Annotated in this window: 20 protein-coding genes; 10 read left to right on the forward strand and 10 right to left on the reverse strand. The window is 62.6% G+C overall.

Going from position 1 to position 20279, the window contains the following annotated elements; all coding sequences use genetic code 11:
- Positions 1-26 precede the first annotated feature (26 nt).
- The gene (locus V6765_RS16830; RefSeq protein ID WP_448430812.1) at positions 27-1199 is read left to right on the forward strand and encodes an NAD(P)/FAD-dependent oxidoreductase; all 1173 of its coding nucleotides are present in this window, start codon (positions 27-29) and stop codon (positions 1197-1199) included.
- Between the two features lie 99 nt (positions 1200-1298).
- Here V6765_RS16830 and adhP read toward each other — a convergent pair whose 3' ends face one another.
- Positions 1299-2324: an alcohol dehydrogenase AdhP gene (adhP, locus tag V6765_RS16835; RefSeq protein WP_448430814.1), complete on the reverse strand. Its 1026-nt coding sequence runs from the start codon at positions 2322-2324 to the stop codon at positions 1299-1301.
- Positions 2325-2772: 448 nt separating this feature from the next.
- On the opposite strand from adhP, the gene V6765_RS16840 reads away from it, so the two are divergent.
- The 7 genes from V6765_RS16840 to V6765_RS16870 all read left to right on the forward strand — a co-directional run bounded on the left by V6765_RS16840 (position 2773) and on the right by V6765_RS16870 (position 7660).
- Positions 2773-3489, forward strand: coding sequence for a DUF1045 domain-containing protein (locus V6765_RS16840; RefSeq protein ID WP_448430816.1), 717 nt, complete (start codon positions 2773-2775; stop codon positions 3487-3489).
- A gap of 125 nt (positions 3490-3614) precedes the next feature.
- Entirely contained in the window at positions 3615-4550 is a 936-nt protein-coding gene (gene puuE / locus V6765_RS16845; protein ID WP_448430819.1) for an allantoinase PuuE, read from the forward strand.
- Positions 4547-5041: a 2-oxo-4-hydroxy-4-carboxy-5-ureidoimidazoline decarboxylase gene (uraD, locus tag V6765_RS16850; protein WP_448430821.1), complete on the forward strand. Its 495-nt coding sequence runs from the start codon at positions 4547-4549 to the stop codon at positions 5039-5041. Before puuE ends, uraD begins: the two co-directional genes overlap by 4 nt.
- A gap of 3 nt (positions 5042-5044) precedes the next feature.
- Complete coding sequence (gene alc / locus V6765_RS16855; protein ID WP_448430823.1) at positions 5045-6076, forward strand: allantoicase; 1032 nt, start codon at positions 5045-5047, stop codon at positions 6074-6076.
- Complete coding sequence (locus V6765_RS16860) at positions 6073-6570, forward strand: ureidoglycolate lyase (protein ID WP_448430825.1); 498 nt, start codon at positions 6073-6075, stop codon at positions 6568-6570. Before alc ends, V6765_RS16860 begins: the two co-directional genes overlap by 4 nt.
- The gene (gene uraH / locus V6765_RS16865) at positions 6567-6923 is read left to right on the forward strand and encodes a hydroxyisourate hydrolase (RefSeq protein WP_448430827.1); all 357 of its coding nucleotides are present in this window, start codon (positions 6567-6569) and stop codon (positions 6921-6923) included. The genes V6765_RS16860 and uraH overlap by 4 nt, the downstream gene beginning before the upstream one ends.
- Complete coding sequence (locus tag V6765_RS16870) at positions 6923-7660, forward strand: metallophosphoesterase family protein (RefSeq protein ID WP_448430830.1); 738 nt, start codon at positions 6923-6925, stop codon at positions 7658-7660. The genes uraH and V6765_RS16870 overlap by 1 nt, the downstream gene beginning before the upstream one ends.
- Before the next feature lie 13 nt (positions 7661-7673).
- Here V6765_RS16870 and V6765_RS16875 read toward each other — a convergent pair whose 3' ends face one another.
- The 9 genes from V6765_RS16875 to V6765_RS16915 all read right to left on the reverse strand — a co-directional run bounded on the left by V6765_RS16875 (position 7674) and on the right by V6765_RS16915 (position 18146).
- The gene (locus V6765_RS16875) at positions 7674-8066 is read right to left on the reverse strand and encodes a hypothetical protein (protein WP_448430832.1); all 393 of its coding nucleotides are present in this window, start codon (positions 8064-8066) and stop codon (positions 7674-7676) included.
- Between the two features lie 31 nt (positions 8067-8097).
- Positions 8098-9246 (reverse strand): alpha-hydroxy acid oxidase, encoded by a 1149-nt coding sequence (locus V6765_RS16880; protein ID WP_448430834.1) that lies wholly within the window; start codon positions 9244-9246, stop codon positions 8098-8100.
- A gap of 98 nt (positions 9247-9344) precedes the next feature.
- Positions 9345-10643, reverse strand: a complete 1299-nt coding sequence (gene guaD / locus V6765_RS16885; protein WP_448430836.1) for a guanine deaminase — start codon at positions 10641-10643, stop codon at positions 9345-9347.
- Positions 10640-11878, reverse strand: a complete 1239-nt coding sequence (locus V6765_RS16890) for a urate hydroxylase PuuD (protein ID WP_448430838.1) — start codon at positions 11876-11878, stop codon at positions 10640-10642. The genes guaD and V6765_RS16890 overlap by 4 nt, the downstream gene beginning before the upstream one ends.
- 97 nt (positions 11879-11975) lie before the next feature.
- Complete coding sequence (xdhC, locus tag V6765_RS16895) at positions 11976-12815, reverse strand: xanthine dehydrogenase accessory protein XdhC (RefSeq protein ID WP_448430841.1); 840 nt, start codon at positions 12813-12815, stop codon at positions 11976-11978.
- A 3-nt stretch (positions 12816-12818) separates the two neighbouring features.
- Positions 12819-15164, reverse strand: coding sequence for a xanthine dehydrogenase molybdopterin binding subunit (gene xdhB / locus V6765_RS16900; RefSeq protein WP_448430843.1), 2346 nt, complete (start codon positions 15162-15164; stop codon positions 12819-12821).
- A gap of 3 nt (positions 15165-15167) precedes the next feature.
- A complete protein-coding gene (gene xdhA / locus V6765_RS16905; RefSeq protein ID WP_448430845.1) occupies positions 15168-16631 on the reverse strand; it encodes a xanthine dehydrogenase small subunit in 1464 nt (487 codons plus the stop codon).
- A gap of 30 nt (positions 16632-16661) precedes the next feature.
- Positions 16662-17438, reverse strand: a complete 777-nt coding sequence (locus V6765_RS16910) for a 3-hydroxybutyrate dehydrogenase (protein WP_448430847.1) — start codon at positions 17436-17438, stop codon at positions 16662-16664.
- A 189-nt stretch (positions 17439-17627) separates the two neighbouring features.
- Positions 17628-18146: a hypothetical protein gene (locus V6765_RS16915; protein WP_448430849.1), complete on the reverse strand. Its 519-nt coding sequence runs from the start codon at positions 18144-18146 to the stop codon at positions 17628-17630.
- Positions 18147-18353: 207 nt separating this feature from the next.
- On the opposite strand from V6765_RS16915, the gene V6765_RS16920 reads away from it, so the two are divergent.
- Positions 18354-19400 (forward strand): LLM class flavin-dependent oxidoreductase, encoded by a 1047-nt coding sequence (locus tag V6765_RS16920; protein WP_448430851.1) that lies wholly within the window; start codon positions 18354-18356, stop codon positions 19398-19400.
- Positions 19401-19413: 13 nt separating this feature from the next.
- Complete coding sequence (gene map / locus V6765_RS16925) at positions 19414-20175, forward strand: type I methionyl aminopeptidase (RefSeq protein WP_448430853.1); 762 nt, start codon at positions 19414-19416, stop codon at positions 20173-20175.
- Positions 20176-20279: the final 104 nt, after the last annotated feature.

Genomic DNA, 20279 nt, shown 5'->3' on the forward strand with positions numbered 1-20279 from the left:
CGCGCCGTTTGTGATCCATCGCGGGGATGAATGACTCGACCGAAACCTCTCGTCAAATCCTGAATGCCGATCTCGCCATCATCGGCGGCGGCATCATGGGGTTGTGGGCGGCCTATCATGCCGAAAAGGCCGGCATCGAAACGATGCTGATCGATAGCGGCGCGCCGGCCACCAGCAATGGCCTTCTCGGCGCGCTGATTGCCTATATGCCCGACCAGTGGGACGAAAAGAAGCAGTTCCAGTTTGCGGCGCTTGCGGCGCTCGAGGGGCAAATCCGCACGCTCGAGGATGAAACCGGCATTGCGACCGGCTATCGCCGCGCCGGCCGGGTGATGCCGCTTTATGGCGAACAGCAGGTGGAAACCGCGCGCCTGCGCGCCGAGGCGGCAGAGCAGAACTGGCGCGATGGCGCTCGGCGCTTCACGTGGTCCGTGGTCGACCGACCGCCGCTTGCGGGTTGGCCGCCTGCCGATCCAGCGGCGCTTGGCTATGTCCATGAAGATTTCGCTGCCCATGTTTTCCCGCGCGGCATGGTGAAAGCGATCGGCGCCTTCCTGAGCGGCGCGCGCCATGTGAAGCGGCTGACCGCAAGCGTTGCGGAAATCGATGCCGCCGCCTCGAGCCTTGCGCTTGCCGATGGCGGGCGGGTCGGCTTCGGCCATGTCATCGTGTCCGCCGGCGTCGGCGCTTTCCCGCTGCTCCAGCCGCTGCTTGCGCCGGAGGGAAAGCCGCTTGGCCGGCCGGTGAAGGGGCAGGCGGCGCTCTTGGCTGCCGACTGCGATCCCGCATGGCCGGTGATCTTCGATAACGGGCTCTATGTCGTCGCGCACCAGGGCGGTCATGTCGCCATCGGCTCGACCACCGAAGACGATTTCGATGACCCCTTCGGCGCCGATCACCAGATTGAAGGTCTGATAGAGACGGCCCGCAAGATCGTCCCCGCTCTTGCCGATGCACCGGTGATCGAGCGCTGGGCGGGCCTGCGGCCGCGCGGCGTTCACCGCGAACCGATGATCGGCGCAACGGAAGACTATCCCGCCGTCATTGCGCTCGGCGGCGGTTTCAAGACCAGCTTCGGCATTGCCCATCGTCTGGCGGGGCATGCCGTGCGGCTTGCCGCGGGCCAGCCGGTGGACGCGCTGCCCGATATCTACGATCTTTCGATCTATCGCAGGCGCGCCCATGGCGAAAAGCGATAGAGCCATTCTGCTTTCCTTCGAAACGCAAAACGGCTCTGTCTGCCTGTCGTCAGCCGCATCCGGACGGAATGCGGCTGTTTGCTTTGTCGGGCTCGGCGATCACTGGTAGTCGATGACGATGCGGCCCTCGATTTCGCCGTGATGCATCTTGGCGAAGATCTCGTTGATGTTTTCGAGCTTGTCGGTCTTGATCGTCGCCTTGACCTTTCCGGCGCCGGCGAAGTCCAGCGCTTCCTGCAGGTCAAGCCGGGTTCCGACGATCGATCCGCGCACCGTGATGCCGTTCAGCACGGTATCGAAGATCGGCAGCGGAAAGTCGCCGGGCGGCAGGCCATTCAGCGATACGGTACCGCCGCGCTGGACCATGCCCTGCGCCTGTTCGAAGGCCTTGGGCGAGACGGCGGTGACCAGAACCCCTTCCGCGCCGCCGATTTCCTTTTTCACGTAGGCCACCGGATCGGTGTTGCGCGCGTTGACGGCAAGGCTTGCGCCAAGTCGCTTCGCCAAGTCGAGTTTCGCGTCGTCGATATCCACGGCAAGCACGTTCAGGCCCATCGCCTTTGCATATTGCACGGCCAGATGGCCGAGCCCGCCAATGCCCGAGATCACGACCCAGTCGCCGGGCTTCGTATCCGTCACCTTGAGGCCCTTGTAGACGGTGACGCCTGCGCAGAGAATCGGCGCAATCTCTGTGAAACTGACATTGTCAGGCAGGTGTCCGACATAGTTCGGATCGGCCAGAACATATTCGGCGAAACTGCCATTGACCGAATAACCGGTGTTCTGCTGCGATTCGCACAGCGTCTCCCACCCGCCGAGGCAATGCTTGCAGCAGCCGCAGGCGGTGTAGAGCCACGGAACCCCGACCCGGTCGCCTTCCTTGACATGGGTTACCCCGGCGCCCACCGCGACGACGTGGCCCACGCCCTCATGGCCCGGAATGAAGGGCGGCTCGGGCTTGATCGGCCAATCGCCTTCCGCCGCGTGCAGGTCTGTATGGCAGACGCCGCTTGCGGCCATCTCGACGAGAATCTGGCCCGGTCCGACCGAGGGGACCGCAACCTCCTCCATTACCAAAGGTTTGCCGAATTGCCGGACAACGGCGGCTTTCATGGTCTTATCCATCGGAACATCCTGTCTTGAGAAAATGCGGAATGGAGCTTCCGCAAAAAGGGTTTGGCCGGGGAAGGCGGTCTTCGGGGCGACCGATCGTTTTCGAGAGGTCGACCAACACCTGCTAGAGCCTGCATCAGGGCGCAGCGGAGGCGACTGTTCTCTGATCGGGAATATTTGCAACCGAAGTGCACGACGCTTCCTTTCCCGGTTGGCATGCGCCTGCCATTTCAACCGATGCCGGCAATTCTGCACCGCAGATCGTCTGCGCGGTCCGGGATGGCCGACACCTTGATGTCATGCACAGGCATTGCGCATAAACAGAATAGAACGTGGTGCCGGATTGTCCATGGTGTAGTTTGCCGCACCTGGCCGCGCCGCAAACGGTAAGCCCGTCGTATCAGTGTCATTGGAATCAGCTATCTCAGAGGCGAGAAACCGCTTCCTCATGTGATCCGCGATGCCTGCCGAACGCTATGCCATCTGCTTTACGCCATCGCCGCATGACGGGCTCGCCATCGTGGGCGCGAACTGGATCGGGCGGAGCGCGTTTTCTGGCGAGGTGGTCGAGCCGCCGATGATTACCGGCCTGCCGCTTGCCGAAATCGCCTATCATACGGCGTTGCCGCGCCGCTACGGCTTTCAGGGCATGCTGAAATCGCCGTTCCATCTGGCCGAAGGCATGAATGAATCCATGCTGCTGAAGGCGATGATGCGCTTTGCCATGCGTTTTCAGCCCTTCACCCTGCCGCCGTTCACGGTCGTGCATCGCCGCGATATTCTGGCGCTCGCGCCGATGACGGCGGTGCCCGCGCTCGATACGCTTGCCGCCAGCATCGTTACCGAGTTCGACGCCTTCCGCGCGCCGCTTTCCGAGGCCGAGATCGAGCGGCGGGCGTCGGGCGGGCTGACGCCGGTTCAGTTTGACAACCTGCACCGCTGGGGCGAGCCGGATGTGCTTGCAGCCTTCTCCTTCCACATGCCGCTGACCGGCCCTCTTTCTCCAAGCGAAATGGCCCGGATGGAGCGCTCGGTGGCGGCGTTTTTCGGGCCGATCCTGCTGGAGCCGGTCGAGGTCGATCATATCGCGCTGTTCATCGAGGAGGAGCCCGGCGCGCCGTTCTGCGTCCATTCGCTCCATCCGATGGGCGCGGTCAGGGCCCGGCAGTCGGCTTAGACCCAAGCGGCCGCTTTCCGCCCGATCTGGCTTTTCCCCTTGATTCCTTCCGGCCTTTTCGCCTTATCTCTTCCGGCAATGACGACGGTCGTCTACCGTCGGCAAGGAATGGAATTGAGGGCATGATGGACGCTGAAACGAACGCATATCCGCGTGATCTTGTGGGCTATGGCCGCAATCCGCCGGACCCGAAATGGCCGGGCGAGGCCAATATCGCCGTGCAGTTCGTGATCAATTACGAGGAAGGCGGCGAGAGTTGCATTCTCGATGGCGACCCGGCGTCGGAATGCCTGCTGTCGGAAATCGTCGGCGCCGAGGCCTGGCCCGGCCAGCGCAACATGAACATGGAATCGCTCTACGAATATGGCGCGCGCGCCGGTTTCTGGCGGCTGTGGCGGCTGTTCACGCGCATGGAAATCCCGGTCACCGTCTATGGCGTGACCCAGGCGATGGCGCGCAACCCGGAAGCCGTCGCCGCCATGAAGGAGGCGAACTGGGAAATCGCCAGCCACGGGCTTAGATGGCTCGAATACAAGGATTTCGATATCGAGACCGAGCGCGCCCATATCCGCGAGGCGGTGCGGCTGCACACCGAAATCACCGGCGAGCGGCCCTATGGCCTCTATCAGGGCAAGCCCTCGATCAATACGCTCGACCTCGTGATGGAGGAGGGCGGCTTCCTCTATTCCTCCGATACCTATGCCGACGATCTGCCCTATTGGGTGCGCACGCCCGATGGCAAACCGTTCCTGCGCATTCCCTATACGCTCGACAATAACGACATGCGCTTCGCCACGCCCCAGGGGTTCAACTCCGGCGAACAGTTCTTCACCTATCTCAAGGATGCCTTCGACACGCTTTATGACGAGGGACGCGAGGGCGCGCCGAAGATGATGTCGATCGGGCTGCACTGCCGGCTCGTCGGCAAGCCGGGGCGGCTGGCGGGGCTGAAGCGTTTTCTCGATTACGTCCAGAACCACGACAAGGTCTGGCTGGCGAAGCGGATCGAGATCGCGCGCCACTGGTATGAAAACCACCTGCCGCAGGAGAATGTGTCATGATTGCCCGCGAAGAATTCGTCAGCCATTTCGGCGGCGTTTATGAGCACTCTCCGTTCATCGCCGAGCGGGCCTATGACCGGGGCCTGATCCGCGAACCGCTGACGGCTAACGGCGTTGCCGAAGCGCTTGCGACGGTGTTTCGCGCGGCGCCCGAGGATGAACGGCTCGGTGTGCTACGCGCCCACCCGGACCTTGCGGGCAAGCTTGCGATTGCCGGCGAACTGACCGAGGAAAGCCGCCGCGAACAGGCGGGCGCGGGTCTCGACCGACTGTCGCCGGAAGAGCATGCGGAGTTTACGGAGCTCAATTCCGCCTATATAGACAAGTTCAAGTTCCCTTTCATTATTGCGGTCAGCGGCCTCAATAAGGACGATATTCTCTCCGCCTTCCGGCGACGGATCGACAGTTCCGAAGCCGTCGAGCTTGAAACAGCCTGTGCTGAGGTCGAGAAGATCGCCGGTCTCAGGCTGCGCCACATGCTCGCGGAGTAAACTATGTCAGAACAAGAAACGTCCGTTGCCCTGCCCGATTTCGCGGTCGGCGCCATCAACCTTGCCTCCGCCCGGCTCGGCGCGCGGGCGATCTACGCCACGGACCAGTTCTTCGCCCCGCTTGCCCGCATGCTGAAGGATGATGCCGCGGTGTTCCTGCCCGGTGAATATGACGAGCACGGCAAGTGGATGGATGGCTGGGAAAGCCGCCGCAAGCGCGTGCCCGGCCATGACTGGGCGATCATCCGGCTTGCCATGCCCGGCCGCATCCGCGGTTTCGATGTCGACACCAGCTATTTCACCGGCAACTACCCGCCGCAATGTTCGATCGAGGGCTGCTTCATGGAAAGCGGCGAGCCGGACGAGAATGCCGACTGGCAGGAGGTGCTCTCCCGATCTGATCTCGGCCCCGACCGCCACCATTATTACGAGATGGATCAGGAGACCCGCCAGAAGGTGTTCACCCATCTCCGAATCCATATCTTCCCCGATGGCGGCATTGCGCGGCTCAGGGTCTATGGCTCGGCCTATTTCAACTGGGAAAAGGTCGGCGAGAACGAGGAGATCGATCTTGCCTATATCTTCGGCGGCACCCATGCGCTGCACTGGTCGGATGCCCATTACGGCCATCCCGACCGCATGCTGGCGCCCGGCCGCGGCGTCAATATGGGCGATGGCTGGGAAACCGCGCGCCGGCGCGGACCGGGGCATGACTGGGTGATTTTCAAGCTCGGCCATCCCGGCATCATCCGCCGCGCGGTTGTCGACACCGCCCATTTCAAGGGCAATTATCCCGATACCTGCATGCTGCTCGGCGCCAACCTGCCGGAGCAGAACGACGTCTTCAGCATGGAGGAGATCGAAGCCTCCGAAAACTGGCAGCCGATCCTGCCACAGACCAAGCTTCAGGCCGACCATATCCATGAATTCAGCGGCAGCGCCGTCGCCGATATCGGACCGGTCACCCATGTGCGGCTGGCGATCTTCCCCGATGGCGGCATCAGCCGGCTGAGGCTCTACGGAGTGAAGGCGTGACGCGGCTGACGCTCGAGCGGCTGACGCCGGAGGCGTTTGCGCCGTTCGGGAGCGTGATTTCGCCGGACCCGGCGAAAGCCAGGATGATCAATGGCGGCACGACCACGCGGTTTCACGAACTTGCCCGCGCCGAGGCTTTGGGCGAAGGCGCTGCGGTGATCATCAGTATCTTCCGGGGGGAGGCGCGCCGCTTTCCCTATAAGGTCGACATGATGGAGCGCCATCCGCTGGGAACCCAGAGCTTCTCGCCGCTGTCGCCGCGTCCCTTTCTGGTGGTGGTGGCCGAAGATGAAGGCGGCAAGCCCTCGACGCCGCGCGTCTTTCTGGCGGAAGGCGGGCAGGGCGTGAACTACCGCGCCAATGTCTGGCACCATCCGCTGATGGCGCTCGGAGAGGCCAGCGATTTTCTGGTTGTCGATCGCGCCGGTCCGGGCGACAATCTGGAGGAGTATTTTTATTCCGACCCGTTCATCATCGAGGAGCCAACCCCATGACCGGCCTGACCACCCATGTTCTCGACACCGCCCTTGGCCAGCCCGCTTCGGAGATGAAGATCGATCTCTACCGCATAAAGGGCGGCGAGCGCACGTTTCTCAAGACCGTCTACACCAATGATGACGGCCGGATCGATGGCGGCGCGATGCTGACATCGGAGGAAGTCGAGCCGGGCCAGTACGAACTCGTGTTCCATGCCGGCGACTATCTCAGACGCACCGGCGCGACGCTGACCGAGCCCGCCTTTCTGGAAGATATTCCGCTGCGGTTCGCGATCGCGGATGTGACCGCCCATTACCACGTGCCGCTGCTGGTCTCCGCGCACGCCTATTCCACCTATCGGGGCAGTTGATGAAGATTGCCGCGATCGCCGACATTCACGGCAATATCGATGCGCTCGAGGCGGTGCTTGCCGATATCGAGCAGCATCAGCCGGATCTGATCGTCAATCTCGGCGACAGCCTTTCCGGCCCGCTCGCCGCCGGCGAAACCGCCGCCCGCCTGCTGCCGCTCGGCCTGACCACGGTGCGCGGCAACCACGATCGCGCCCTTGTCGATCGTCCCTTCGAGGAAATGGGCGACTGGGAGCAGCCGATCTTCGGCGAACTTGCCGACGCCCATCTGCAATGGATCCGGGACATGCCGAGCGCCGCCGTGGTGGCGCAGGAGGTGTATCTCTGCCACGCCACTCCGAAGAACGACGATATCATGTGGCTGGAGGAACTGCTCGACAATGGCCGCTTCACGCTGCGCGGCCAGGAGGAGATCGAGGCCTTCGCGGCGGGCATCACCTATCCGCTGATCCTGTGCGGCCACAGTCACGTCGCCCGCTCGGCGATGCTCGCCGATGGCCGCCTGATCGTCAATCCCGGCTCCGTCGGCTGCCCGGGCTTTACCTACCACATCCCCGTCGACCACAAACTCGAAACCGCCAGCCCCATGGCCTGCTACGCGCTCATCGAGAAAACGGATGCCGGCTGGACGCCGAACTTTCGGCAGGTGCGCTATGACACCGCGCAGATGGTAGGACTGGCGCGGGAGCGCGGTTACGAGGATTGGGCGCGGGTATTGGCCACAGGGCGAGTATGATGCCAAGGGCCAGTCATAGGGGCTGATCCAACGCGGAAACTTGAGCCAATTGTTTGACGATAAGCGGCCGCGCGGTTCGATTGGGATACGCAAATATCCCAACCAACCGGCTTGTCCCGTTTGGCAAATGAGTGACCTTAAACGTTGCAGATCCTTCGCCCATTTCTCCGCAATCTATTGCAATACGGACCGGTTCCGATTCTGCCAAAATTTCCTTCAGCTTCCCGGAACAACTGAAATCTTTCTCGTAGACTGTCACGACGCCATTTCGAAACTTGAACCGGGGTGCGGATAGCGCGGCAGGGCCACTTTGTATCGTGAAGTCGGCTTCGTTCCATTGGCTGAAAGCAGGCAATGTCTGACTGCAAGAGGCCAGAAGGCCGGTGCCTGATATTGTCAGCGTCATCAAAACTGCGGTTCGGCGAATCAACGTCAACTCAAAAATCCACCTTCGCGATGATGCTGCGGTCGATCTCCTCGATATCGCGCTTGCCGCAGAGCGCCATCGTCACGTCGAGTTCCTTGCGCAGGATTTCGAGGGCGCGGGTGACGCCTTTTTTGCCCATGGCGCCGAGGCCGTAGAGATACGGGCGGCCGATATAGGTGCCTTTCGCGCCGAGCGCGCGGGCTTTCAGGATATCCTGTCCGGAGCGGATGCCGCCATCCATGTGGATTTCGATATCGCCGCCGACTTCATCGACGATCTTCGGCAGCATCGAGATCGAGGACAGCGCGCCGTCGAGCTGGCGGCCGCCATGGTTGGATACGATGATGGCGTCGGCGCCGGTCTTTGCCGCCATTGCGGCGTCCTCGGTATCGAGCACGCCCTTGAGGATCAGCTTGCCGCCCCAGCGCTCGCGGATCCATTCGACATCGGACCATGAAAGCCTTGTGTCGAACTGTTCCGCGGTCCAGACGGCAAGCGAGGAGAGGTCGGAGGAGGCCGGCGCGTGGCCGACGATATTGCGGAACGAGCGGCGCTTGGTCTGCAGCATTTCCAGCGCCCAGAACGGGCGGGTGCCGACCTGCCAGACATGTTTCGGCGTGAATTTCGGCGGGGTCGAGAGGCCGTTGACGATATCCTTGTGGCGCTGTCCGAGGATCTGCAGGTCGAGCGTCAGCACCAGCGCGCTGCAGTCGGCGGCCTTTGCCCGGCCGATCAGGCTTTCGACGAAGCCGCGATCCTTCATCACATAGAGCTGAAACCAGAACGGCTTTGTCGTGTGCTCGGCGACGTCTTCGATCGAGCAGACGCTCATGGTCGACAGGGTGAAGGGCACGCCCGCCTCCTCGGCGGCTTGAGCTGCGAGGATTTCGCCATCGGCATGCTGCATGCCGCAAAGCCCGGTGGGCGCGAGCGCGACCGGCATCGAGGCCTTCTCGCCCACCATCGTGGTTGCGAGAGAGCGATCCGACATGTCGACCAGAACCCGCTGGCGCAGGTGTATTTTGGCAAAATCCGTCTCATTGGCGCGGTAGGTGCTTTCCGTCCACGCGCCGCTGTCGGCATAGTCGTAGAACATTTTCGGCACGCGCCGCTTCGCCCGCTTCTTCAGGTCGGCAATCGTCAATGGTTCAGAAAACATCGGTCTCTCCGGTAAACGCCGCATATCGCTTATGGCAAATCCGGCGTGCCGCGCCAAGCCTGCAAACACGGAGGCGGTACGCAGCCGGGCAAGCGATGTCAGAGCGCCGATTTGGCCGGTCTGCCGGCGATATAGGTCTCGGCGATCGCCCGGTCGTCGCCGAGCGTCTGCAGCAGGAACAGCTCCTCGGCAAGCGTGGTGACGACCTCCATCTTCAGCGCCATGGCGGGGGTCGCGCGCGCATCCAGCACGACGATATCGGCATCGCTGCCCGGTTCCAGCGTGCCGATCCGGTCTTGAAGTCCGAGCGCCTCGGCATTGCCGCGGGTCATGTGGAAGACGCTCTCCAGGGGCGTCAGCCTTTCGCCGCGCAATTGCTGGATCTTGTAGGCTTCGTCCATGGTCTTCAGCATCGAATAGCTGGTGCCGCCGCCGATATCGGTGGCGACCGCGATGCGCACCGGCCTGTCCCGGCGCTCGAATTCCTTCAGCGGAAACAGGCCGGAACCGAGGAACAGGTTCGATGTCGGGCAATGGACGGCGACGGCGCCGGTTTCCGACAGCGCGTCGCGTTCGCGCTCCGAAAGGTGGATCGCGTGGCCGAGCAGCATGTTGGGGCGCAGCAGGCCGTAATGCGCGTAGATATCGGTGTAGTCCTTCGCTTGCGGGTAGAGCGAGCAGGCGAATTCGATCTCGGCCAGGTTTTCCGACAGATGGGTCTGGATGTGGAGGTCGGGATGTTCGCGGGCAAGCGCCGACGCCATTTCCATCTGTTCCGGCGTGGAGGTGATGGCGAAGCGCGGCGAGATGACGACGTGGTTGCGGCCCCTGCCGTGCCAGTCGGCAATCACGGCCTTGGTGTCATCATAGCTTGACTGAGGCGTGTCCGTCAGCGCGTCCGGCGCGTTGCGGTCCATCATCACCTTGCCGCCGAGCATCAGCATGTTGCGGCGCTCGGCCTCGGCGAAATAGGCGTCGGCGGAGGCCTTGTGGACGGAGCAATAGGCAACGGATGTGGTAGTGCCCTGGCGGATCATCTCGTCGAAGAAGGAAACAGCTATCCGCGCGCCGTGGGCGGGATCGGAAAAGCGCTGTTCCTCGACAAAGGTGTAGGTGTTGAGCCATTCCAGCAGGTTCGCGGCATAGGATCCGATCACCTGCATCTGCGGGAAATGGAGATGGGTGTCGATCAGGCCCGGCAGGATCAGATGCGGGCGGTGATCGATGACGGCGACGTCCTCCGGCGCCTGCGCCCTGACATCGCCAAACGCGCCGCAGGCGGCAATGCGGCCGTCTTCGATCAGCAGGCCGCCATCCTCCTCGTAGAGATAGCTTCCCGCATCCGACAGGTCCTCGGGGCGGCGGTGAAACGACAGCAACCGCCCCCTGAGGATCATTCGCTCTTTGCCTGCGTGCTCGACCTGTACCATGCCACCAGCTTTGCCCGTTCGTCCGGCGTCATGCCGGTCACGTTACCCGGAGGCATGGCATGGCTGCGCCCAGCCTGCAAGTAAATCTGGTTGGCGCGCGATGCGATTTCGGCGTCGGTCTCGAAGCGCACATTGAGCGGCGGGCGGTGAATGCCCTCATAGACGGGCTCGGCCATGTGGCACATCGAACAGCGCGTCGAAACCACCTGCTTGGCTTCGGCGAAATGCGGGTCAGCGGCAAATTTCTCGAAGGCGGGGGCGACAGCCATGTCGGGGTTTTCCGCCTTGAAGAATTGCGGCGAGGTGGAAAGCCACATGATCACGATGAAGATGAGCGCGGTCAGCAGCCAGGTCCAGTTCGGCTCACCCTTGCGGGCATGCGCGGTGTTGAAATAGTGCCGGATGGTGACGCCCATCAGGAACACCAGCGAGGCGATGATCCAGCTGTATGTGGTCGCGAATGCCAGCGGATAGTGGTTCGACAGCATGAAGAAGATGACCGGCAGCGTCAGGTAGTTGTTGTGGAGCGAACGCTGCTTGGCCTCCTTGCCGAGCTTGGGGTCGGGCGTCTTGCCCGCCTTCAGGTCGGCAACCACGATCTTCTGGTTCGGGATGATCACGAAGAACACGTTGGCGGTCATGATCGTCGCCGTAAACGCGCCCATATGCAGGAAGGCGGCGCGGCCGGTGAACAGGTGCGAGTAGCCCCAGGCCATGAACACCAGCAGCACATAGAGCAGCAGCATCAAGCCGATCGTGTGCTTGCCGAGCGGCGATTTGCACAGATAATGATAGAACAGCCAGCCGATCGACAGCGACGCCAGCGAGATCAGGATCGCGACCGGGGCCGAGACGTCGAGCACGCTGCGGTTGACCAGGAACAGGTCCGCGCCGCCATAATAGACCAGCGCCAGCATCAGGAAGCCGGACATCCAGGTGAAGTAGGATTCCCACTTGAACCAGATCAGGTGCTCCGGCATGTGCGCCGGTGCCACCATATACTTCTGGATATTGTAGAAGCCGCCGCCATGGACCTGCCATTCCTCGCCGGAAACGCCTTCGGGCAATCCGGGACGGGCGACGAGGCCGAGATCGAGCGCGATGAAGTAGAAGGATGAGCCGATCCAGGCGATGGCGGTGATGACATGCAGCCAGCGCACGGCGAATTGCGCCCACTCCCACATGATGGCGAGTTCAAACATAAAGTGTCCCCAAAACTAAGATCATCCCGATGATGCGCAATTTCTGCGCGAAAAAAAAGAGATGTTTTGCAAATGATCGCAAATAGATAGGAAGGCGCTACCGGGCTGCATCCGCAGTGTGCAGCCTGCCCGCTTTTGCGGCATGAATGACCGAAATCAGTTCAGCTGCAACCAGAGCGGCAATCACCGCCGGGCGCTTGTCGGAAACCGCCGTGCCGCCGATCGGCATCACAAGGCGGGAAAGCGCGGCCTCGGAGAGCTCCTGTTTTCGGGCGTAGCTCAGAAAGGTGGCGCGTTTGGTCTTCGAGCCGATCATGCCGCAATAGGCGAGGTCATCGCGCTTCAGCGCCTCGGTGGCGATCAGGAAATCGAGTGCGTGGTCGTGGGTGAGGATCACGGCGGCCCCGCCGGCGGGAATGTTGGCGACCTCGGCCTCCGGCAGGGGGGAGAGCCGAAGCTCCACGTCATCGGGCAACGCCTCGACCATGTCCGGCCGGGTCTCGACGATAGCGGTGTTGAAGGGCAGCGGCGCGAGCGCTGCCGCCAGCGCCGAGCCGACATGGCCGCCGCCGAAGATGAACACCGAGGGCTGGCGGGCGGTCTCTGTCTCAAGCCGCGCGAGAAAGGTTGCGATGGTCGCCGCGTCGGCGATCTGGAATGCCAGCTCCGCGCGCCCGCCGCAGCACTGGCCGATATCCGGGCCGAGCGCGATATCGAGCCGGGTTTTCGTCGTGCGGCCCGCAAGCAGCGCGCGGGCGTGGTCGATGGCGATATATTCAAGCTGGCCGCCGCCGATCGTGCCTGAGGTGGCATCAGCCGAGACGGCGATCGCGGCTCCAGCCTCGCGCGGGGTCGAGCCCTTGATCGCGGCGACGGTGACGATGACGGATGGACCGTGCGTCGCGAAGAACCGCCGATATGTCTCCGCCTCGCCCATGGCTCACACCGTTCTCATCCGCTCGACCGCCATCAGCACGCGCTCCGGCGTGGCCGGCGCGTCGAGACGCGGGCAGACGCGGTAATCGGCAACGCTCGCCACCGCCATCGAGATCGCCTCCAGCGCGGAGATCGCCAGCATGAAGGGCGGCTCGCCGACGGCCTTGGAACGGCCGATGGTGGGCTCCCGGTTTTCGGAGAAATCCGTGAGCCTGACATTGAAGATCTTCGGCCGGTCGGAGGCGAGCGGAATCTTGTAGGTCGAGGGCGCGTGGGTTCTGAGATGCCCCTTGTCGTTCCACCACAGCTCCTCGGTCGTCAGCCAGCCCATGCCCTGAATGAAGCCGCCCTCGATCTGGCCGATATCGATTGTCGGGTTCAGCGAGCGCCCGGCATCGTGGAGGATATCGGTGCGCTCGAAAATGTATTCGCCCGTCAGCGTATCGATCGAAACCTCGGTGCAGGCCGCGCCATAGGCGAAATAGTAGAACGGCCTGCCCTTGCCCGCCGCCCGGTCCCAATGGATCTTTGGGGTCTTGTAGAAGCCCGCCGCCGAAAGCTGGATCCGGCCGAAATAGGCGGCCTTCACCAGATCGGGGAAGGGGATTTCCTCGGCTCCGATCCTGACGCGATTGGGCAGGAATTCGATATCCTCGGCCGCGACCTGATAGTGGCTGGCCGCAAAGGCCACCAGCCGGTGCTTGATCTCCTTCGCCGCATTATAGGCCGCCATGCCGTTGAGGTCGGAGCCGGAGGAGGCGGCGGTGGCGGAGGTATTGGGCACCTTGCCGGTGGTGGTGGCGGTGATCTTCACCCGCTCCAGATCGATCTGGAACACGTCGGCGACCACCTGCGCCACCTTGATGTAGAGCCCCTGTCCCATCTCCGTGCCGCCATGATTCAGCTGCACCGACCCGTCCTGATAGACATGGACGAGCGCGCCGGCCTGATTGAAGGCGGTCATGGTGAAGGAGATGCCGAATTTCACCGGCGTCAGCGCGATGCCCTTCCTGATGATCGGGCTCTTCGCGTTGAAGTCGATGATCGCCTGCCGTCGGGCGCGGTAATCGGCGCTTTCCTCCAGCTCCTCGACCACGCGCAGGATGATATTGTCCTCCACCGTCTGGTGATAGGGCGTGACATCGCGGCCGGAGCCGTTGGGCCCGTAGAAATTGGCCTTGCGGATATCGAGCGGGTCCTTGCCCAGCGCATAGGCGATTTCCTCGATGAAGCGCTCGCCCGCCAGCATGCCCTGCGGCCCGCCGAAACCGCGATAGGCGGTGTTGGAGCAGGTGTGGGTCTTGAGCGGTCGCGTCACCAGATGGACGTTCGGATAGTAGTAGGAACTGTCGGCGTGAAACAACGTGCGGTCGGTCACCGGGCCGGAAAGATCAGCGGAAAAGCCGCAGCGGGCGGCGAAGGTGGCGTCCACCGCCTCGATCACGCCGTCATCGTCATAGCCGATGTCGTAGAAGGCGACGAAGTCATGCCGTTTGCCGGTCATGATCATGTCTTCGTCGCGGTCGGGGCGGAATTTCACCGCCCGGTTCAGCTTCTTCGCCGCAAGGGCCGCCACCGCCGCAAAGCCGTTGCCCTGCGTTTCCTTGCCGCCGAAGCCGCCGCCCATGCGGCGCTGGTAGACGGTGACGGCGTTGGAGGGGATGTCGAGGACATGCCCGACGATATGCTGGATCTCGCTCGGGTGCTGGGTGGAGGACCAGACGGCCACCTCGTCATCCTCGCCGGGGATCGCCAGCGCGATCTGGCCTTCGAGATAGAAATGCTCTTGTCCGCCGATTTCCATTTCGGCGGTGATCCGGTTTTTCGCCGTCTCAAGCGCCGCCTTCGCATCGCCGCGCTGGAGCTTCAACGGCGTGATCACGTCCGGCGCGTTATGGGCCAACGCGTCACGTACGCTGGTCCAGAATGGCAGATCCTCATAGGTGATCTCGGCCAGTTTCGCCGCCGCGCGCGCCTGATGGCGGGTCTCGGCGATCACGGCGAAGATGAGCTGGCCGTGATATTCGACGATTTCGTCGGCAAACAGCGGCTCGTCATGGTGGCCGCCCGAGGAGATGTCGTTGACGCCCGGCACATCCTTGCCGGTGAGAACGCAGACCACGCCGGGGGCCGCCTCGACCTTGGAGAGGTCCATGGCGACGATCTTCGCATGGGGCCGGTCGGAAAGGCCGACGCCGGCATGGAGCAGGCCCGCGGGTTCCGGCATGTCGTCGATATATTCGGCCGTGCCGGCAACATGCTTGTGGGCGGAATCATGGACCCGGGATTTGTGGATGCCGCCGGAGATCTCGGCCTTCAGCTTGGCGGTGTCGTGGATTGCCTTGTCCATCGCTTACGCCTCCTCTTCGGCAAAACGGCGCAGTTCCTGCGCGTCGCCGCCGGTCTCGAGCAGGAACCGCGTCAAAAGGTTCTTCGCCGTCAGCATGCGGTAGGCGGCGGTGGCGCGCATATCGGTCATCGGCTGGTAATCGTCCTCGAAGGCCACGCGCGCCGTCTCGACAGTCTCGCTGTTCCACGGTTTGCCGGAGAGCGCCGCCTCCACTTTGGAAGCGCGCTTGGGAATGCCCGCCATGCCGCCATAGGCGATGCGGATGGTCGCGACCGTGCCGTCACCGGCGAGCTCCAGGTAGAACGCGCCGCAGACGGCGGAGATATCCTCCTCGCGGCGCTTGGCAACCTTGTAGACCGAGAAATGGCTGGCCGTCGCGGGCTTCGGCACGGTGAGCGACAGCACGAATTCGCCGGGCTTGCGGTCCTGCTTGCCATAGTCGCGGAAATAGTCCTGCAGCGCGATGGTGCGGGTGCCGTCCGTCGATTGCAGCGTCAGCGTGGCGCCGAGCGCGATCAGGGCGGGCGGGGTGTCGCCGATCGGCGAGCCATTGGCGACATTGCCGCCGATCGTGCCCATATTGCGCACCTGCTCGCCGCCGATCCTGAAGATCAGCCGGGAAAAGGCCGGGATTTTTTCCGCGAGCGCCGGCAGCGCCTCGGAATAGGTGACACACGCGCCGATGATGAAGCTCGTATCCGTCTCGGTGATGGTCTGCAGCTCTTCAAGCTGGTTGATGAACACCATCGGGTTCAGCCTGCGCATCTGCTTGGTGACCCACAGCCCGACATCGGTGGAGCCGGCGACGATGGTGGCGTCGCGGTATTCCTTCAGCGTCTCGGCAAGCGCTGCGATCGAGCCTGGAATGATGGCGCGGCCGGTCTCGTCACCGACAGTGATCGTGGCGTCCGTCTTCATGCCGGCAAGCCTTGCCATCACGCTGTCGCGTTCACGGGCGATCGCGTCGAAGGCGGCGTCGGGGCGGATGGCCGAGGCCTTCTCGGCGGCCTTCACGATCGGCTCGTAGCCGGTGCAGCGACAGAGATTGCCCTGCAACGCCTTTTCGATGGCGAAGCGCGACGGCTTCTCGTTTTCCATCCACAGCGCATAAAGCGACATCACGATACCCGGCGTGCAGAAGCCGCATTGCGAGCCGTTGAGGTCCACCATGGCCTGCTGAACCGGGTGCAGTGCGCCGTCCTTTGTCGCCAGATGCTCGATCGTCACCACATGAGTGGCGTTGAGCGAGGCCACGAAGCGGATGCACGCGTTGACGGTCTCGTAGACCAGCCTGCCGCGCGTCAGCCGGCCGACAAGCACGGTGCAGGCCCCGCAATCGCCCTCAGCGCAGCCTTCCTTGGAGCCAGTCAGCCGCTTCCTGATGCGCAGATAGTCAAGCAGCGTCTCCGATGGCGACAGCGCATCGAGCGCAATTTCCTCATCGTTCAGTATGAACCGTATCGTCATCCATTGTCCTTCATACCGCTCGTTCGAGCGTCACTTGGCCGTCCAGCCGCCATCGATCGAAATATGGGTGCCGGTCACCTGGGCCGCGGCATCGCTTGCCAGATAGAGCGCGGTCGCGGCGATCTGCTCGACGGTCACGAATTCCTTGGTCGGCTGGGCTGCCAGCAGCACCTCCGATTTCACCTGTTCCTCGGTCATGCCGCGCGCCTTGGCGGTGTCGGGTATCTGCGCCTCCACAAGGGGCGTCAGCACATAGCCGGGACAGATCGCGTTGACCGTGATCCTGTGTTCGGCAAGCTCCAGCGCCACGGTCTTGGTCAGCCCCATCATGCCGTGCTTGGCCGAGACATAGGCGGCCTTGAACGGCGAGGCGACGAGGCCATGGGCGGAAACCAGATTGATGATGCGGCCCGAGCCCGCCTTCTTCATCAGCGGCACGGCGTGACGGATGGTATGAAACGAACTCGTCAGGTTGATCGCGATGATCCGGTCCCATTGTTCCGGCGGAAAATCCTCGATCGGGCTGACATGCTGGATACCGGCATTGTTGACCAGCACATCGATGCCGCCGAACGTATCGGCGGCCGATGCGATCATCGCCTCGATCTCGTCCGGCTTCGTCATGTCGGCGGGGTGGTAGATCACCGATCCGCTGCCGAGCGCGCCGATGCGCTCGACCGCCGCGTCGATCTCCGCCTGGCTGCCGAAGCCGTTCAACACGATATTGTCGCCGGCGGCCGCAAAGCCTTCGGCGATGCCGAGCCCGATGCCGCTGGTGGAGCCGGTAATCACGACAGTCCGCGCCATTCTTCAGTCCATTCCCGTTCTTGGTGTTTTGCCGGAAAGGTTATGCGCAATCAGCAATCCATGCAATCGCCTGAAGAGGCGTGAATGCAGCCGGTTTGGAAAAAATTGACCAAACGGTTCGAAAATGCGTTCGAGATGTCTGACCCGAAGTCCGCGCTCGGATAATGCTCGTCGTCGCTGGTCCGTCTCCTAGAGATCGACCTGCTGAGCGAACCGCATGAACCAGTAAAAGAGTGCGCACCACAGTCCCGCCCGTAAATGCCAGACCAGGGACGCTATTGGATAGATGCGCCACTCGAAGCCGCGCGACGGCCATTTCAGCTTAACCGAGAAGCTTGTATGTGCCCTTTTACTGGCCAATGTGCCAACGGCAAGCAGGCTGGTTGCCAGTGCGGCCGAGAAGAATATCCTGTCGGAAACCGAACCAACTAAAAACAGAAATGTCATGGTCGTTGCCATCATTGCAATCGCGCCCAAGACGGGGCGAAGAGCGTAACGAAGATGGCCGTTCTTTTCGGAAGTATCCTTGGGCGCTTCGACCCACGGCAATAGCACGGCGATGACGGCCCGGTAATAAGAGCGCAGATTGGCCTGGCCGATGTCGATGACGACGACCAGGAAAATATAGAGGGTTCCCATCATCAAACCCAAAATAGGCGCCATCAGGCTGATGCAGCCCAGCGATGCCTGGCACTCCGAATACTCCATGCCGACCTGCTTCCCCCTGGCCGTTTTCCTTGACGCATCTTGTGATGGAAATGCAGGCGGTGCAACCTGAAGAGGCGTCACGAGACAATGCGGTCACAAAGCCTGAACAATCCGTCACCCCGGGCAGGGCCATGACATTCGTCCATGATTGCTCCATATGCTGGGTAAACCAAGCTAAAGCGACACGACGCGCTTGAAAGGATGAGTATGGAACTGGGCGTTTTCACCTTTGCCGATGTCGATCCCGCCGATGGCGTCGATCGCGGCCGCGAGGCCGAAAAGCGGATGAAGAACCTGATGGAGGAGATCAAGCTCGCCGACAGCGTCGGGCTCGATGTCTTCGGCGTTGGCGAGCACCACCGGGTCGATTACCTCGTATCCTCGCCGGCGACGGTTCTGGCGGGGGCCGCGACGATCACCGAGAATATCCGCCTCACCAGCGCGGTCTCGATCCTCTCTTCGGATGATCCGGTGCGGGTGTTCCAGCAATTCTCCTCCGTCGATCTGCTTTCGGGCGGCCGCGCCGAGATCATGGCCGGGCGCGGCTCCTTCATCGAGAGCTTTCCGCTGTTCGGCTATCCTCTGGAAGCCTATGACCAGCTGTTCGAGGAAAAGCTCGATCTGCTGCTGAAGCTCCGCGACAACGAGACGGTGACGTGGTCGGGCAAGACCCGCGCGCCGATCAACAACCTGCCGGTCTATCCCCGTCCGGTGCAGGACCCGCTGCCGGTATGGATCGCGGCTGGCGGCACGCCGCAGTCGATGGCGCGCGCCGGCTTTCTCGGCCTGCCGCTGATCATCGCCATTCTCGGCGGCCAGCCGCGCCGGTTCGCGCCGCTGTTCGATCTTCACAAGAAGGCCGGCGAGCAGGCGGGGCATGACGTATCGAAGCTGAAGCGCGCGATCTCCGTCCACGGATTTCTCGCCGATACCACCGAAAAGGCCGCAGACATCTTCTACGAGCCGCAAAAGGCGGTGATGGACCGGATCGGGCGCGAGCGTGGCTGGGGCCCGCAAAGCCGGGCGCAATATGATGCGACGCGCGGGCCGGAAGGCGCGCTTTTCGTTGGCGGGCCGGAGGAACTCGCAAAGAAGATCGTCGCCCATCAGCGCATCATGGGGCTCGACCGGTTCATGATTCAGTTCGCCGTCGGGCTTGTGCCGCATGACGAAGTGTTGCATGCCATCGAACTTTACGGCACGAAAGTCGCGCCGATGGTGAAGGAAATGCTGGCTCAGGGAGAGCCGGTCTGAAAGAAAGCGTCCCATGATTGTCGAGACTGAAGAAGAACTGGCCGCGCTGAAGGATATCGGCCGGATCTGCGCCACCGCGATTGAAAAAATGGCGGCGGCGCTTGAGCCAGGCATCACCACGCTGGAACTCGACAATATCGGCCGCGCTTTCCTGGAGGAAAATGGCGCGCAATCGGCGCCGGAAGTGACCTACCGCTTTCCCGGCGCCACCTGCATTTCGGTTAACGAGGAAGTGGCCCACGGCATTCCCGGCGACCGGGTGATTGCCGCGGGTGACCTCGTCAATATCGACGTCTCGGCGGAAAAGGACGGTTTCTTTTCCGATACCGGCGCGTCCTTCGCCGTGCCGCCGGTTAGCTCCAAGGTCAAGCGCCTGTGCCGCGACGGCAAGCGGGCAATGTGGACCGGCATCAATCAGGTCAAACCCGGAAGCGGCTTTTCCGCGATCGGCAATGCGATCGGCGATTTTGCCCGCAAGAACCGCTATTCGCTGATCCAGAATCTCGCCAGCCACGGCATTGGCCGGTCGCTGCACGAGGAGCCCGCCGAGCTTTCCACATGGCCGGACAAGGCCGAGCGGCGGATCATAGCGGAAGGCCAGGTTTTCACGGTCGAGCCGTTCCTCTCGCTCGGCGGCGAATGGGCGGAGGAGGAAGACCGCGAATGGGTGCTCTACTCCCAGCCGCGCGCGCTTACCGTCCAGTTCGAACACACGATCGTCGCCACCCGCAACGGGCCGCTGGTGCTGACCCTGGGCGAGGGCGCCGGGGGGTAAATTAGCTGCGGCAACTGCCCACGGGAATGTGAGGCACCTTAATTATCTTTAATTTCTCTTTGTTAAGCCAAATGCCGTAAGACTTGCGAAAGCGCAAACATTTC

Source organism: Martelella sp. FOR1707 (assembly GCF_053484265.1).